At 72.4% G+C, this 13362-nt stretch carries 12 protein-coding genes; 6 read left to right on the top strand and 6 right to left on the bottom strand.

All coding sequences use genetic code 11. From position 1 onward, the window contains the following. Positions 1-55: 55 nt before the first annotated feature. Complete coding sequence (locus tag LUM46_RS01965) at positions 56-808, top strand: copper resistance CopC family protein (RefSeq protein ID WP_274991916.1); 753 nt, start codon at positions 56-58, stop codon at positions 806-808. Here the strand turns inward: LUM46_RS01965 and LUM46_RS01960 are convergent. Next, the gene (locus LUM46_RS01960; RefSeq protein ID WP_274991914.1) at positions 805-2247 is read right to left on the bottom strand and encodes an MFS transporter; all 1443 of its coding nucleotides are present in this window, start codon (positions 2245-2247) and stop codon (positions 805-807) included. The genes LUM46_RS01965 and LUM46_RS01960 overlap by 4 nt on opposite strands. A 273-nt stretch (positions 2248-2520) precedes the next feature. Here LUM46_RS01960 and LUM46_RS01955 point away from each other — a divergent pair, with 273 nt between their 5' ends. Next, positions 2521-2802, top strand: a complete 282-nt coding sequence (locus tag LUM46_RS01955; RefSeq protein ID WP_253872310.1) for an HU family DNA-binding protein — start codon at positions 2521-2523, stop codon at positions 2800-2802. A 97-nt stretch (positions 2803-2899) separates the two neighbouring features. Here LUM46_RS01955 and LUM46_RS01950 read toward each other — a convergent pair whose 3' ends face one another. From LUM46_RS01950 to LUM46_RS01935, 4 genes are all read right to left on the bottom strand, one after another. Further along, positions 2900-5452, bottom strand: coding sequence for a lysylphosphatidylglycerol synthase transmembrane domain-containing protein (locus LUM46_RS01950; protein WP_274991911.1), 2553 nt, complete (start codon positions 5450-5452; stop codon positions 2900-2902). Between the two features lie 107 nt (positions 5453-5559). Next, positions 5560-6357, bottom strand: a complete 798-nt coding sequence (locus tag LUM46_RS01945) for a CPBP family intramembrane glutamic endopeptidase (RefSeq protein ID WP_274991909.1) — start codon at positions 6355-6357, stop codon at positions 5560-5562. A 106-nt stretch (positions 6358-6463) separates the two neighbouring features. Further along, positions 6464-7702 (bottom strand): S10 family peptidase, encoded by a 1239-nt coding sequence (locus LUM46_RS01940; protein WP_374726956.1) that lies wholly within the window; start codon positions 7700-7702, stop codon positions 6464-6466. Then, entirely contained in the window at positions 7699-7977 is a 279-nt protein-coding gene (locus tag LUM46_RS01935) for a hypothetical protein (RefSeq protein ID WP_274991907.1), read from the bottom strand. The genes LUM46_RS01940 and LUM46_RS01935 overlap by 4 nt, the downstream gene beginning before the upstream one ends. Positions 7978-8128: 151 nt before the next feature. On the opposite strand from LUM46_RS01935, the gene LUM46_RS01930 reads away from it, so the two are divergent. From LUM46_RS01930 to LUM46_RS01915, 4 genes are read left to right on the top strand one after another with little or no spacing between them, the layout of a single operon-like run. Further along, positions 8129-8845: a hypothetical protein gene (locus LUM46_RS01930; protein WP_274991905.1), complete on the top strand. Its 717-nt coding sequence runs from the start codon at positions 8129-8131 to the stop codon at positions 8843-8845. Then, positions 8838-9140, top strand: a complete 303-nt coding sequence (locus LUM46_RS01925; RefSeq protein WP_274991904.1) for a transcriptional regulator — start codon at positions 8838-8840, stop codon at positions 9138-9140. Before LUM46_RS01930 ends, LUM46_RS01925 begins: the two co-directional genes overlap by 8 nt. Continuing rightward, a complete protein-coding gene (locus LUM46_RS01920; protein ID WP_274991903.1) occupies positions 9137-9985 on the top strand; it encodes an ABC transporter ATP-binding protein in 849 nt (282 codons plus the stop codon). The genes LUM46_RS01925 and LUM46_RS01920 overlap by 4 nt, the downstream gene beginning before the upstream one ends. After that, positions 9982-10761, top strand: a complete 780-nt coding sequence (locus LUM46_RS01915; RefSeq protein ID WP_274991902.1) for an ABC transporter permease — start codon at positions 9982-9984, stop codon at positions 10759-10761. The genes LUM46_RS01920 and LUM46_RS01915 overlap by 4 nt, the downstream gene beginning before the upstream one ends. Positions 10762-10840: 79 nt before the next feature. On the opposite strand, the gene LUM46_RS01910 is transcribed toward LUM46_RS01915, so the two are convergent. Continuing rightward, on the bottom strand, positions 10841-13255 hold the full coding sequence (locus LUM46_RS01910; RefSeq protein WP_274991900.1) for a heavy metal translocating P-type ATPase: 2415 nt from the start codon (positions 13253-13255) through the stop codon (positions 10841-10843). Positions 13256-13362: the final 107 nt, after the last annotated feature.

The following is a 13362-nucleotide window of genomic DNA, read 5'->3' as shown; positions in this document are numbered from 1 at the left end:
CGGACAGACCGCGGCGACGCTCACGCCCCGGACCGGGGCAGGTAAGGTGCCACGTATGCCTGCCGTCTCCGTTGCCCTGGCTCGGCCCGGGAACCGTCGCCTCGTCCGCGTGATCACTCTGTTCGCGGCGGTGCTCACCTGTGCGGCACTCCTGCTGGTGGGCGGTCCGGCGAGCGCTCACGACCAGCTCCTGTCGTCCGACCCGAAGGACGGCGCGACGCTCGACGAGCACCCGACGAGCATCTCGCTCACCTTCAGCGCGGCGCCCCTCGACACGGGCATCGAGATCGCCCTGGTCGGCCCCGACGGCGCCACCGCGCAGGGCCAGGACATCCAGGTCGACGACAAGGTGGTGACCGCCCAGATCGCCGATGACCTGCCCGCCGGCAGCTACGACGTCGCGTGGCACGTGGTCTCCTCCGACGGCCACCCCATCGACGGCGAGTTCAGCTACGTGGTGGAGGGCGCCGCCGAGCCCACCGCGACCCCGAGCGCCGAGTCCACCGAAGAGCCCGAGATGTCCACCCAGGAGGCCGAGCCGGCCGAGGCCGGCACGTCGGCCCCCGACGGCGTCGAGCAGCCGACCGCGCCGTCCCAGCTGGCCGGTGCCGGGGACGGCGCCGGTGTCAGCGGCCTGGCCGTGACCGGTGGGATCGTCGCCGCGGTGCTGGTCGTGCTGGGGGTCGTGGTGATGATGCGCCGCAAGATCCTCGAGAACGACCGGCTGCGCCAGGCCAACGAGCCCGACCCGGACGACCTGGACGGCGAGAGGCACAACGCCAACCCGGACGACAAGCCGAAGGGCTAGCGTGCCGGGTCGTCGGCGGTCCGCGGTGTCCTCGCCGCTCGGACCGCCAGGACCACCGTCACGACGGCCGGCACGAGCAGGATGGCGCCCGCCGTGTTGACCGCCTGGAACCCGCCCCAGGCCAGGAGCGGGCCGGCGAGAGCGGCGGAGCCCGCGCCGAAGTAGTTCATCAGCGCGTCCGTCGCACCCTGCAGGGGCAGCTTGACGTGCGGCTCCGCCACGGAAGCCAGCACCGCCGACGACGCGATCACGCACGCCGACCAGCCGAGCCCGAGCAGCACGAGCGCGACCGCCGTGAGCACCTCCGTGTCGAGTGCCGGCCCGGCGCCGCCGTGCCCGGCGTGCGCACCGGCCGCCGTACCGGATTCGGGCACCAAAGCCGCCGCCGTGAAGCCCAGGACGACCGCCGCACCCTGGAGCACCATCCCGCCGACGGCGACCCGCAGCGGGCCGAACCGGTCGGCCAGCCACCCGAACACCGGGCTGAACGCGAACATCCCCAGCACGTGCAGGCTGATCACGATGCCGACGAGCTGCAGCGACATCCCGCCGTGCTGCATGTGCACCGGCGTCATCACCATCACCATGATCATCACGCCGTGCGCCACGGCGGTGGTCACCACGGCGAACCGTGCCCGCGGGTGGGCCCACGCCCACCGCAGCGCGGCCAGGGCACCGGTCCGCCGGGGCTCGGCGCGCGCGGCGCCGTCGTCCTGCGTCCTCGGCCGCCCGGCGGCGGTGGTGGCGGCCGCCACCGCGACGCTGCCCACCGGGTCCCGGTACAGCACCGCGAGCACGAGCCCGGCCAGCAGGTACGCGACGATCGAGAAGAGATAGGGACCGCCGAGCGCGGGCACGCCGAGCCCGCTGCCCACCACCGCACCGGGCGCCGCGAGGTTGGGCCCGACCACGGAGCCGACCGTGGTGGACCACAGGACGACCGACATGGTCCTGGCCCGGGCCCCCGAACCGACGTTGTCGGCGGCCGCGTACCGGGACTGCAGGTTGGTCGCGTTCGCGACGCCGTACAGGGTGAGGCCCACCAGCAGCACGACGAGCTGCCCCACCACCGCCGCCGTCACGATGAGCAGCGCGCCGATCGTGGACAGGGCGTAGCCGAGCGACAGCGCCCACCGGCGTCCGCGGACCTGCGCGAGCGTCGCGAGCGGGATCGAGGCGACCGCGGCGGCGAGCACGCCGACGGCCTGTGCCAGGCCGGCCATGGACGTCCCACCTAGGCTCTCGGCGAGCAGCGCGCCGACGGCGGCACCCGACGCGACCCCGACCCCCGCCAGCAGGTTGCTGAACACGAGCACGACCAGGTTGCGGCGGGCGTGCGGCACGTCCGCGGGAGCGGGAACGCCGGGTTCCGTGGCGTCCTGGGAGCCGTTCACGGCGCCTTCGACGGTGGCTGGGACCTCGGGCGGCGGTTTCTCCACGATTTCCTCTCATTGGCGTAGCAGTACCGGAACGGTAGACCGCTATGGGTTGCGGAAGTCATCGGATAGTGCGGGGTGACACTGCCTCGGAGGCCCTTCACCGTCGTCGTCCACAGGCTCGTACACAGGTTCGCGTCCTCTGAGAGCAGAAAGTTACCCACGACTCGCCGTAGAAGTGCCCGTTCTCCGCGAATTCCTGCCGATCTGCTGGCAGTATGGGGCCTCGTCGTCGGGCGGGTACCGCCGCACGACGTGACCGAAGAAGGGAACCGCATGTCGCTCAACAAGTCCGAGCTCGTCTCGGCCATCGCCAACAAGGCTGAGATCAACAAGACCGAGGCCGAGGCCGCGCTCAACGCCTTCCAGGAGGTGCTGATCGAGTCGCTCGCCAAGGGCGAGGCCGTCAAGGTGACGGGCTTCCTCTCGGCCGAGCGCGTCGAGCGTGCCGCCCGCACGGGTCGTAACCCGCGCACCGGCGAGGAGATCCAGATCCCGGCGAACTTCGGTGTCAAGATCAGCGCCGGCTCGCTGCTGAAGAAGGCCGTCGCGAAGTGACGCTTCGCCGCTGATTTTTACAGCGACGCGAAGGCCCGGCTCCCCACCAGGGGGTCGGGCCTTCGCACGTCCGGAGCGCGGCGCGGTCGGCGTGCGGTCAGAGGTCGCCCTTGCGCTCCAGGTACTTCATCGCGACCCAGCCCATCGGCACGCGGCCCCAGTAGGTGCACAGGCGGTACAGGATGGTCGCGGAGAACGCGATGGTGGCCGGCACGCCGGCGGCCGTCAGACCGGCCGTCAGGGCGCCCTCGACACCGCCCAGGCCGCCGGGCGTCGGGATGAGCGCACCCAGCGCGTTGCCGACGAGGTTGACGAGCGCGATGTCGACCAGCGAGAGCGACTCCCCGAAGGCTGCGAGGCAGCACCACAGCGCGACGATGTAGCCGAGCGTCATGATGAGGTTGCCCGCCACACCGAGCGCCAGCCGGCCGGGGTGGCTCAGCATCTGGGCGAGCCGGGGCCACACCTGCCGCAGCCGCGGCCCGATGTACCCCATGCCCCAGCGCCGCACGGGCGGCACCATCAGCGTCGCGACGACGACGAGCGCGACGCCCGCCAGCGTGAACAGGACCGCCGGTGACGGCAGCTCGACGAGCGCACCGGACCCGGTGAAGATCGACAGGGCCACGAGCAGCAGCACCGTGACGACGAACTGCGAGACCTGCACCAGCGCCACGGTGGCGACCGCCATCGACATCGAGACCCCGCGCTGGGTCAGGAGCCGCAGGTTCAGGGCCGCCGGACCGATCCCGGCCGGGGCCGCCAGCGCCACGAACGAGCCCGCCGCCGCAGTGAGCGTGGCGCGCCCGATCGGCACGCGGGCCGGCGAGAACGCGACGAGCGTGAGGCCGGCGCCGAACCAGGTGGTGATGGCGAGAGCGAACGCCACCGCGATCCACCAGGGGTTGGCCTCGCGCACGGCCTGCGCGATCTCGTTGAAGTTGATGGTGGTGACGATCACGGCGACCGCGATGATCATCAGCGTCGTGGTGAACACCGTGCGGGCGCTGAACCGGGAGATGCGCTGCGGCTGCACGCTGGCCTCGGGCAGCCGCTCCACCAGCGCGTCCCGCAGCTCTCCGAGGAGGCCCTTCGCGCGGCGCACCTCCTCGCGGGTGGTGCGCGGCAGGGCGATCGACTGGATCAGGGGCCCGATGGCGGCGATGTCGGCGTCGGGCAGGGCGCGGACCGCCGAGGCGACGGCGCGGCGCGGGCCGACCCGCAGCCCGATGAGCGCCAGCATCTGCACGAGGTCGAGGCGCCGCGACAGCGGTGACGACGCGATGTCGCCCTGCTCCCAGCCGGTGATCCACACGTGCGGGCCGCCGTCGGGGTCACGGTGCGTGAGCAGGACGTCCTGCGTGAGGGCACGGTGCGTGAGCCCGGTGCCGTGGGCCCGGCCGAGCTGTTCCCAGGCCTCGGCGAGGACGTCGTCGTGCACCTCGTCGTCGGGCAGGTCCCGGAGCGACCGGGCGGGGGAGGCGTGCTCCAGGACGAGTGCGATCGAGTCGCCGAACTCGCCGATCCCCAGGAGCCGGGGGGTGCGGACCCCGGCAGCGGTCGCGGCGAAGGACAGGAGGGCGGTGCGCTCGGCGACGGCCTTGAGCGAGATGGCGGCCCGGCCCTCGATGCCGCGCAGCCGCAGGGCCCGCCAGAGGCGCGTGATGAGCCCGACGACCTGACGGTCGCCGTCGAGCACCACGACGTCGCGGCGCACGTCGTCGTCGCAGTAGAGGGCGTACACGCGGTGGTCGCCCGCGCGGCTCAGCGCGAGGGCTACCGGGTCGGCCGGCGCTGCGTCCGGGGCGGCGCTCCGGGCGGCCTGGGCGGACGCCGTGGCCGGGTCGCCGGCCTGCTCCGGCTCGGCGTGCACGCGGGCCAGCGATGTCGGCACGAAGCCCGCGCGCCGCACGGCCGCCACGAGGTCCGCCCCGTAGGCCCGCTCGCTGCGGGTGCCCGAGACGTACTGCACCGACGAGCCGGCGAGCCGGCCGAGCAGCAGGGCGACGAGCACGCCCGGCAGCGACACCTGGCCGGTGATCAGCACGATGAGCAGGGCCGCGAACATCAGGTTCCACGAGATGCGGACCGTCCGACGCCGGGTGGCCGGGCCGGCGACCGTGAGCATCGCCGTCACGGCTACCGCGTACTCCGGGATGGCCAGCACGTAGCCGGTCCCGCGTTCCCACACCGACATGCCCCGCACGAGCTCGTCCGAGCCGAACTGGTGCAGCAGGACGGTGGTGAGGACCCCCAGGAGCAGGCCGAGGACGGCACCGATGATCGACTCGACGATCTGCCGGCCCAGGCGGCGGACCCCCAGCTCGATCATCACGGCGACCGGGGCGAACAGGCTGACCAGACCCTGCAGCACCGCGACGGGCACGAACAGCAGCGTGGCCAGCAGGTCGTTGAAGCTTCGGACGTCCTCGGTGACGCCCGCCGTGGTGCCGTGCGCGGCCACCGACAGGAACATGACGCCCGCGACGCCGAGCGCGCACCCGATCATCCACACCAGCGCGCGGGGGTGCCGCACGCGCTCTTCCGGCGTGTCGACGACGCGAACGAGGTCGGAGGCGGCCGGTGCGGTGTGCGGTGCGTCGGTCAGTTCGGCACCGGCGTCAGCACGGCCGGTGCGCGAGGTGGACATGAATCGGATTCTAGGGGCGTTGGGCCGCGCATGACCGGAGGTGCTGGAGTGACACCCGTTATATCCGGGTCAGGTCCGTGACGTTCTTGGTGTCTGCCTGCCCTCGTTCACCGGATCCCCAGGGCCTCTCGCCACTCGGCGGGTACGAGCGCGTAGCCGACGAACGCCACGACGTCGAGCAGGGTATGGGCGACGACCAGCGGGATGACACGGCGCCGGCCGTCGGGCTGGAACCTCGGCGAGGTGTAGAACCACGAGAAGACGACGCCCATCACCACGTTCCCGAGGAACGGCCCGATGCCCTGGTACAGGTGGTACGAACCGCGCAGGAGCGAGCTGGCGACGATGAACTTCACCCGGTTCCAGCCGAGCTCCCGCGTGCGTTCGTAGAGGTAGCCGACGGCGATCACCTCTTCGAGCAGCCCGTTCTGGAACGCGCTCAGCAGCAGCACCGGGACCGTCCACCAGTGGGTGTCCAGGGCGCTGGCCTGCACCTCGACGGTGATGCCGAGGGCGCGGCCGAGGACATAGAACGCGAGCCCCGGGATGCCGATGGCAGCGGCCAGGGCGACACCCCAGCCGAGGTCCCGGGCCGGGCGGGACCGGTCCAGGCCCAGGCTGCGGACGGCGCTGCGGCCGTGCTCGCTGAGCAGATAGAGGGCCAGGGCCACCGGGACCAGCGCGAAACCGATGCTCAGCAGCTGGTAGACCAGGTCGAGGTACGGGCGCTCGGACTGGCTCGCGTTGAGCGTGGCGGTCTGCTCCGCGAGGGGGGTCTCGGCAGTGAGGCGGGCCGCGATGTTGACGAGGGCGTACACCGCGGACTGGCCCAGGCTGAGCCCGAGCACGATCCACACCTCGGCGGCGACACGACGGCGGAAGACTGGCTGCTGGCTGACGCTCACGCCAGGAAACTTACCCGCTGGTCCTGGCAGCTCGTCGCCGGTCGGCAGGACGTCAGGTGATCGGCAGCTCGAGGTGCCGAACACGTGACGTCCTGCCGACCACCGATCAGCGGTTGGAGGCGCGGCGGACGAAGTCCGCGAGGTCCGCGGCCTGCGCCACCCGGGACTCGGGGTGGATGTACATCATGTGGCCCGCCGGGTACACCTTGGTCTCGACGCGGTCGCGGTAGGACGCCGGGATCGCCATCTGGTCGAGGCTGTACTCGATCGCCTCGACGGGCACACCGCCGTCGTAGCGGCCCATGGCGATGTGCACCCGCAGGTGCGGGTTGATGATCATCGCCGTGGCGAGCTTGTCGGCGACGTCGACCGCCTGGCCCTCGAACTCCTTGTACGACCAGGGGTGCACCTGACGGGACAGCACCTCGTAGATCGCGTCGTGCTCGTACTCCAGCTCGCCGCGCAGGTAGTGGTGCAGCGCCGCGGTGTACGGCCCGGAGATGGCGGTCATGAACGGGTCGTACGGCATCTGCTCGTGGATGTAGTGGTCGGCGGGCCCGGTGAACCGGGTGTCGAGGCGCCCCGTGACGAGACGGCGTGAGCGCAGCAGCTCCGCGTAGACGCGGGTGTGCTCGAGCCGCAGGTTGGCGCGGTCGACGTAGTCCTCGCTGAGCCCGGTCAGGGACGCGATCTTCGTGACGGCGGCGGCGCGCTCGTCGTCGGGCACGCGTGCCCCGCGAGCGAGGATGGAGGCGTAGGTCTCGGCCCAGTCCTTGGCCTCGGCGACGACGTCGTCCAGCGTGCGGTCGCCGAGGAGGCCGTGGTACTGCGCGGTCGCGGCGTAGAGCGGGAGGAACAGGGGGTGCGGCAGGTTGGAGTGCTCGCCGTCGAACAGCGCCTCCAGGTTCAGCGCCGGAGCCACGAGCATGACGCCGTTGAAGAACATGCCGAAGCGCTGCTGCAGGTACTCCGCGAGGGCCGCGCCGCGGGTGCCGCCGTACGACTCGCCGATCAGGAACTTGGGGCTCATCCACCGGTCGTTGCGGCTCGTCCACAGGCGGATGATCTCGCCGACGGACTCGAGGTCGCCCGTGAACCCGTGGAACGGCTTGGCCTGCTCGCCCTCGGTGGCGCGCGAGAAGCCCGTGGAGACGGGATCGATGAACACGAGGTCGGAGACGTGCAGCAGCGTCTCCAGGTTGTCGACCAGCCCGTACGGCGGTGCGGTCAGGTTGCCGACGTCGCCCGAGTCGACCCGGCGGGGCCCGAGCAGGCCCAGGTGCAGCCACACCGACGACGAGCCGGGGCCACCGTTGAACGCGAAGGTCACCGGCCGGTGCGTCACGTCGGTGTCCGCTGTCCTGAGCCTGTCGAGGGGTCGAGCGTGTAGTACGTGATCGAGACCTCGGCCTTGGGCTTGCGGCCGTCGTACTTGTCGTCGGTGAGGACCTCCTGGCGCAGCACGATCCGGCCGGTCGTCGCGGTGTAGGACAGGTCGCCCTGCGGCGTGCTCAGCGTGTGCGCCGTGGTGACGAGGTCGTCGGTGGGCTCGGACTTCGCCGGTCCCGGGGCGCTCGTCGCCGTGGTGTCGGTCTGCTTCGTCTTCTCGTCGTCGGTCACGCCCGGGAACCTACCCCGCCCGAGGAAGCGGCCTCCAGGGGATTCCGCGGGTGGCGTAGGCCGGGCACACCCGAGCGGAAAAGTGCTTGCGCTCGAGGGCGGCGTCCGGCAAACTGGTTTGCAGTACAAACCAAACGACGAGGCGGAGACGATGACGGACGACATCCCGGCGAGCGAGCCGGCACGAACGAGCGACGACGGCGCGGCGTCCTCCACCGGTCTGAGCCCTGCCGAGACGCTGCGGATGATCCGGCAGCAGCAGGAGGCCGCGCGGGACGCGGTCGAGCCGGACGGGCGCCTGCTGTTCGGGGCGTGGGGCCTCGCGTGGCTGATCGGCTACCTCGCCCTGTGGACGACCGCGCGCGACACGGGTCTGCCCGAGCCCTGGGCCGGCTGGGTGCTCGCCGGCTGCATCGTCGGCGCCATGGCGTTCACCATCGTGCACAGCATCACCCGGACCGCTGGGACGCGTGGCGCGAGCGCCCGGGTGGGTGCGACCTACGGGTGGACCTGGTTCCTCGCGTTCACGGCCTTCGGCGCCCTCGTCGGTGCGATGGGCGACGCCGGTGCCCCGCCGGAGGTCATGGCGATCGCCGCCAACGGCTTCGCCTGCCTGATCGTCGGGCTCATGTACATCGCGGGCGGTCTGCTGTTCGGCGAGAACCGCATGGCCGCCGTCGGCGTGTGGATGCTGGTCACCGCGGTGCTGGCCGCGTTCGCGGGCATGCCGAACACCTACCTGGTGATGGCCGTCGCGGGCGGTGGCGGGTTCCTGGCCATGGTCGCGGTGGAGCAGTGGTTCCGTGCCCGACGCCGGTCACCCGGGTCCGCCACGCGCCGGACGGAGGGCGGTGGGCGGGGTGCCTGAGGAGCTCGACCCCGTCATCCACGCGCCCGCACGACTGCGGGTGGTGGCGTCGCTCGCGGCTCTCGGCCACGGGGACGAGGTGGCCTTTCCCAAGCTGCGGAAGCTGCTCGACATGACCGCCGGAAACCTGTCCACCCACCTGCGCAAGCTGGAGGACGCCGGCTACGTGCGGGTCACCAAGACTCATGAGGGCCGGATGCCGGCGACGTACCTGGCCCTCACCGATACCGGCCGCACCGCGTTCGCGGACTACCAGGCGGCACTGATGGAACTGCTGAAGGGAACACAGGGATGAGTGCGGTAGAGGTCAGGGGGGTGACCCGTCGCTTCGGCGACGTCGTGGCCCTCGACGACGTCTCGCTGGAGGTGGGGCACGGCGAGCTGGTCGGCATGCTCGGTCCCAACGGGGCGGGAAAGTCCACGCTGTTGTCGCTGGTCAGTGGCCAGCGGCGGCCCGACGCCGGGGTGGTGCGCCTGGACGGCCGAGACCCGCGGGAACCCGCGACGCGCATGGTGCTCGGCCTCACCCCGCAGGAGACCGGGCTGCCCGCGACGCTCCGCGTGCGCGAGGTGATCGACTTCGTGGCCGGGCACTACCCCGACCCCGTGCCGACCGGCGAGCTGCTCGAGCAGTTCGGGCTCGCCGACCTGGGCAAGCGCCAGACCGGCGCGCTGTCCGGCGGGCAGAAGCGGCGCCTCGCCGTCGCGCTGTCCCTGGTGGGCAGGCCGAGCGTGGTGCTGCTCGACGAGCCCACCACCGGGCTCGACGTCTCCGGGCGCACCGCCCTCTGGGACGCCATCCGCCAGTACCACGCCGACGGGGGCACGGTCCTGCTGACCTCGCACTACCTCGAGGAGGTGCAGGCGCTCGCCGAGCGCGTGGTCGTGGTCGACCGCGGGAAGGTGCTCGCGGACGACTCCCTCGAGACCGTGCTGCGCCACGTGGGCGTACGCCGGGTCCTGCTGACGGACGCCGCCGGCACGCGTCAGGAGCACCTCGTCCCGGACTCCGACGCCTTCGTCCGCGACCTGGTCACGTCCGGGACCGTGTTCCGCGACCTGGAGATCCGGGGCGCGTCGCTCGAGGAGGCCTTCGGGCAGCTGGTCAACCACGACACCCCGGAAGGAGCAGTGCGATGAGCGCGACGGACCGGACCCGGACCCAGCCCTTCCTGGCGCTGTCCTGGCTGCACCTCAAGTACCAGTTCCTCGAGACCGTCCGCATCCCCATTGCGGTGCTCGGGAACATGCTGTTCCCCTCGCTGACCATGTTCTTCTTCGTCGTGCCGCAGACGGGCGTCGCAAACAACCCCCTGTTCGCGACCACCGCCGTCGCCGGGCTCAGCCTGTTCGCCGTGTGCTCGGCCAGCCTGTTCACCTACGGCCTCGGCGTGGCCGAGGACCGGCAGCTGCCGTTCTACCCCTTCCTGCGCTCGCTGCCCGCCGGGCCTGGCCCGCAGATGGTGGCGCGTGTGCTGAACGGCGGGATCTTCTCCCTGTTCGGCCTGCTGCCGCTGATCATCATCGGCTGGCTGTTCACGTCGGCGACCGTGACCTTGGGACAGCTGCTCGCCGGCATCGGCACCATCCTTGCCGTGTCGGTGCCGTTCGTGCTGCTCGGCATGACCATCGGGTACTCGTTGTCGGCCAAGGCCGCGCTGCCCGTCGTGCAGATCGTCCTGTTCCCGATGGCCTTCGCGGGCGGGCTGTTCCTGCCGCCCCAGATGTTCCCGGGCTGGCTCGACGCGATCTCGCAGGCCACCCCGACCCGAGCGGGCCGGGACCTGCTGGTCCAGGCCACGACGGGGGCGGAGGCCTACGCCCTGGCGCTTCCCGTCCTGGCGGGCTGGACGCTGCTGTTCGTCGTGCTGGCGACCGTCGCCTACCGCAACGACGAGGGCCGCCGCTTCCGCTGACCGCTCTCTGGTCGTGGGCGTGATCGTCGCGGCTCCGTGCCCGTTCGACGCGCAACGATCCCGCCCACGACCAAGAGGGCTACTCCGCGCGGCGGAGGCGGAGGGAGTTGGCCACCACCAGGACGCTGCTCGCCGCCATCGCACCGCCCGCGATCATCGGGCTGAGGAGGCCGGCCGCCGCCAGCGGGATCGCCGCGACGTTGTACGCGAACGCCCAGAACAGGTTCTGCTTGATGACCCGCAGAGTCTTCCGGGACAGGCGTACGGCGCTCGCGGCGGCCCGCAGGTCGCCGCGGACCAGCGTGATGTCGCTCGCCTCGATGGCGACGTCGGTGCCCGTGCCCATCGCGAGGCCGAGGTCGGCGGTCGCGAGCGCGGCGGCGTCGTTCACACCGTCGCCCACCATCGCCACCGTGCGCCCCTCGGCCTGGAGCCGGGCCACCACGGCGGCCTTGTCGGCGGGCAGCACCCGGGCGAACACGTCCGCGTCAGGGATGCCCACGGCCTGCGCGGCTACCCGGGCGGCACCCTCGGAGTCGCCGGTCAGCAGGTAGGGCCGCAGACCCAGCTCCCGGAGCTCCGCGACGGCCGGGGCCGACGTCGGCTTGGCCGGGTCACGCAGCGCGATCACCCCGCCGGCGGCCCCGTTCCAGGCCACTGCCACGGCGGTGGCTCCGGCCCGCTCCTGCTGCCCGACGGCGGTGCGCACCTCCTCCGGGACCGTGATTCCCTGCTCGGTGAGCCAGTCGACACGTCCGACCAGCACTCGGCGGGTGTTCAGCGCTCCGCCGAGAGCGAGGCCGGAGTGCGCCCGCCGGACCAGTCCTTCGACGCCGCCGCCCGGGTGCGCGATGAAGCCCGTGACCTCGAGCGGCGTCTCGGTGTCCGGCTCGCCGCCGGCTCGTCCGGCCGCCGCGATCGCGCTCGCGATCGGGTGCTCGCTCAGCGACTCGACGGCCGCCGCGTACCGCAGCACGTCGGGCGCGTCGGTGAGGTGGTTGGCGTCGTCGGTCTCGACCGGCTCGACCGGCTCGACCGGCTCGGCCTGCGGCTGCCGGGTCCCGGTGCTCCACACGTCGACCACCCGCATGCGGCCCTCGGTGACCGTGCCGGTCTTGTCGAGCACCACCGTGTCGACGCGGCGCGTGCTCTCCAGGATCTCCGGGCCACGGATCAGCACGCCGAGCTGGGCGCCGCGGCCGGTGCCGACCAGGATCGCGGTGGGTGTGGCCAGCCCCAGCGCACAGGGGCACGCGATGATCAGCACGGCGACGGCGGCGGTGAACGCCGGCTCGACGTCCCCCGTGACGGCCAGCCAGCCGGCGAGCGTGAGCACGGCGAGCACGAGCACCACCGGTACGAACACCGCGGAGATGCGGTCCGCGAGCCGCGCCACGGGGGCCTTGCCCGTCTGGGCCTGCGCCACGAGCCGCCCGATGCGGGCCAGCATCGTGTCCTCGCCCACGCGGGTGGCTCGCACCAGCAGGTGGCCCGAGGTGCTGACCGTGCCGCCCACGACGTCGTCGCCCGGTGCCACGTCGACCGGCACCGGCTCGCCGGTGACCAGGGAGGTGTCGAGGGCGGAGGTGCCCTCCAGCACGGTCCCGTCGGTGGCGACGGTGCCGCCGGGGCGCACCGCGAACACGTCCCCGAGCTGCAGTGCGGTGACCGGCACGGGGGTGGTGCGCCAGCCGCCGTCGGGCAGCCGTAGGGGGGTGCCGTCCGGGCCGAGCGCGATGCGCTCGGCATCCTTGGCGCCCAGGTCGAGGAGCGCGCGCAGGGCATCGCCGGCGCGGCGCCGCGACCGGTGCTCGGCGTACCGCCCGGCCAGGAGGAAGGTGGTCACCACTGCGCCGACCTCGAAGTACAGCCCGTGCCCGGCGCCGGCGTCCGTGGGCGAGAACGTGCCGGCGACCAGCACCCACAGCGACCACAGGGTCGCCGCGATGACCCCGATCGACACGAGCGTGTCCATCGTGGAGGTCGCGTGCCGCGCCGCTCGGGCGGCAGCGGTGTGGAACGGCCAGGCCCCCCACGCGACGACGGGGAGCGCGAGCGCGGCGAGCGCCCACTCGCTGCCCGGGAAGGACAGAGCAGGCACCATCGACAGCAGGAGCACCGGGGCGGTCAGCACCGCCGAGACGCGCAGGCGGCGGAGCAGGTCCTCGCCGCGGTACTCGGCGTCGGCGGGTGTGCCGCGGGCCTCGTCGGGTGCGCCGTCGGCGCCGGTCCCGGTCCCGGCCGCGTTCGCCGTTCGGCGCCGTGTCACGTGCGCCGTGTACCCGGCCGACTCGACGGCGCCGACCAGGTCCTGGTCGGTGACCTGCGACGAGAGCGTGACGTGCGCCGACTCCAGGGGCAGGTTCACGGTCGCGGCGACGCCGTCGAGCCGGTTGAGCTTGCGCTCGACCCGGGCCACGCACGAGGCGCACGTCATCCCGGACACGGCGAGCTCGACCTCGCCGACGGGGTACGGGGCCTCAACGGTGGTCACGGTTCTCCTTGTCGTGGGGTGGGTGCTGACCGAGACCTCTTCGAGGTCTAAGTTTCTCCGTCTTGAATCGGTTCAGAAGCGAGAAACTTAGGCCTCGAAGAGGTGTG

The organism is Promicromonospora iranensis (assembly GCF_028994805.1).
Lineage (GTDB): Bacteria > Actinomycetota > Actinomycetes > Actinomycetales > Cellulomonadaceae > Promicromonospora > Promicromonospora iranensis.
The sequence above is the reverse complement of the archived record's forward strand: the minus strand, read 5'-3'. Positions and strand labels throughout refer to the sequence as shown.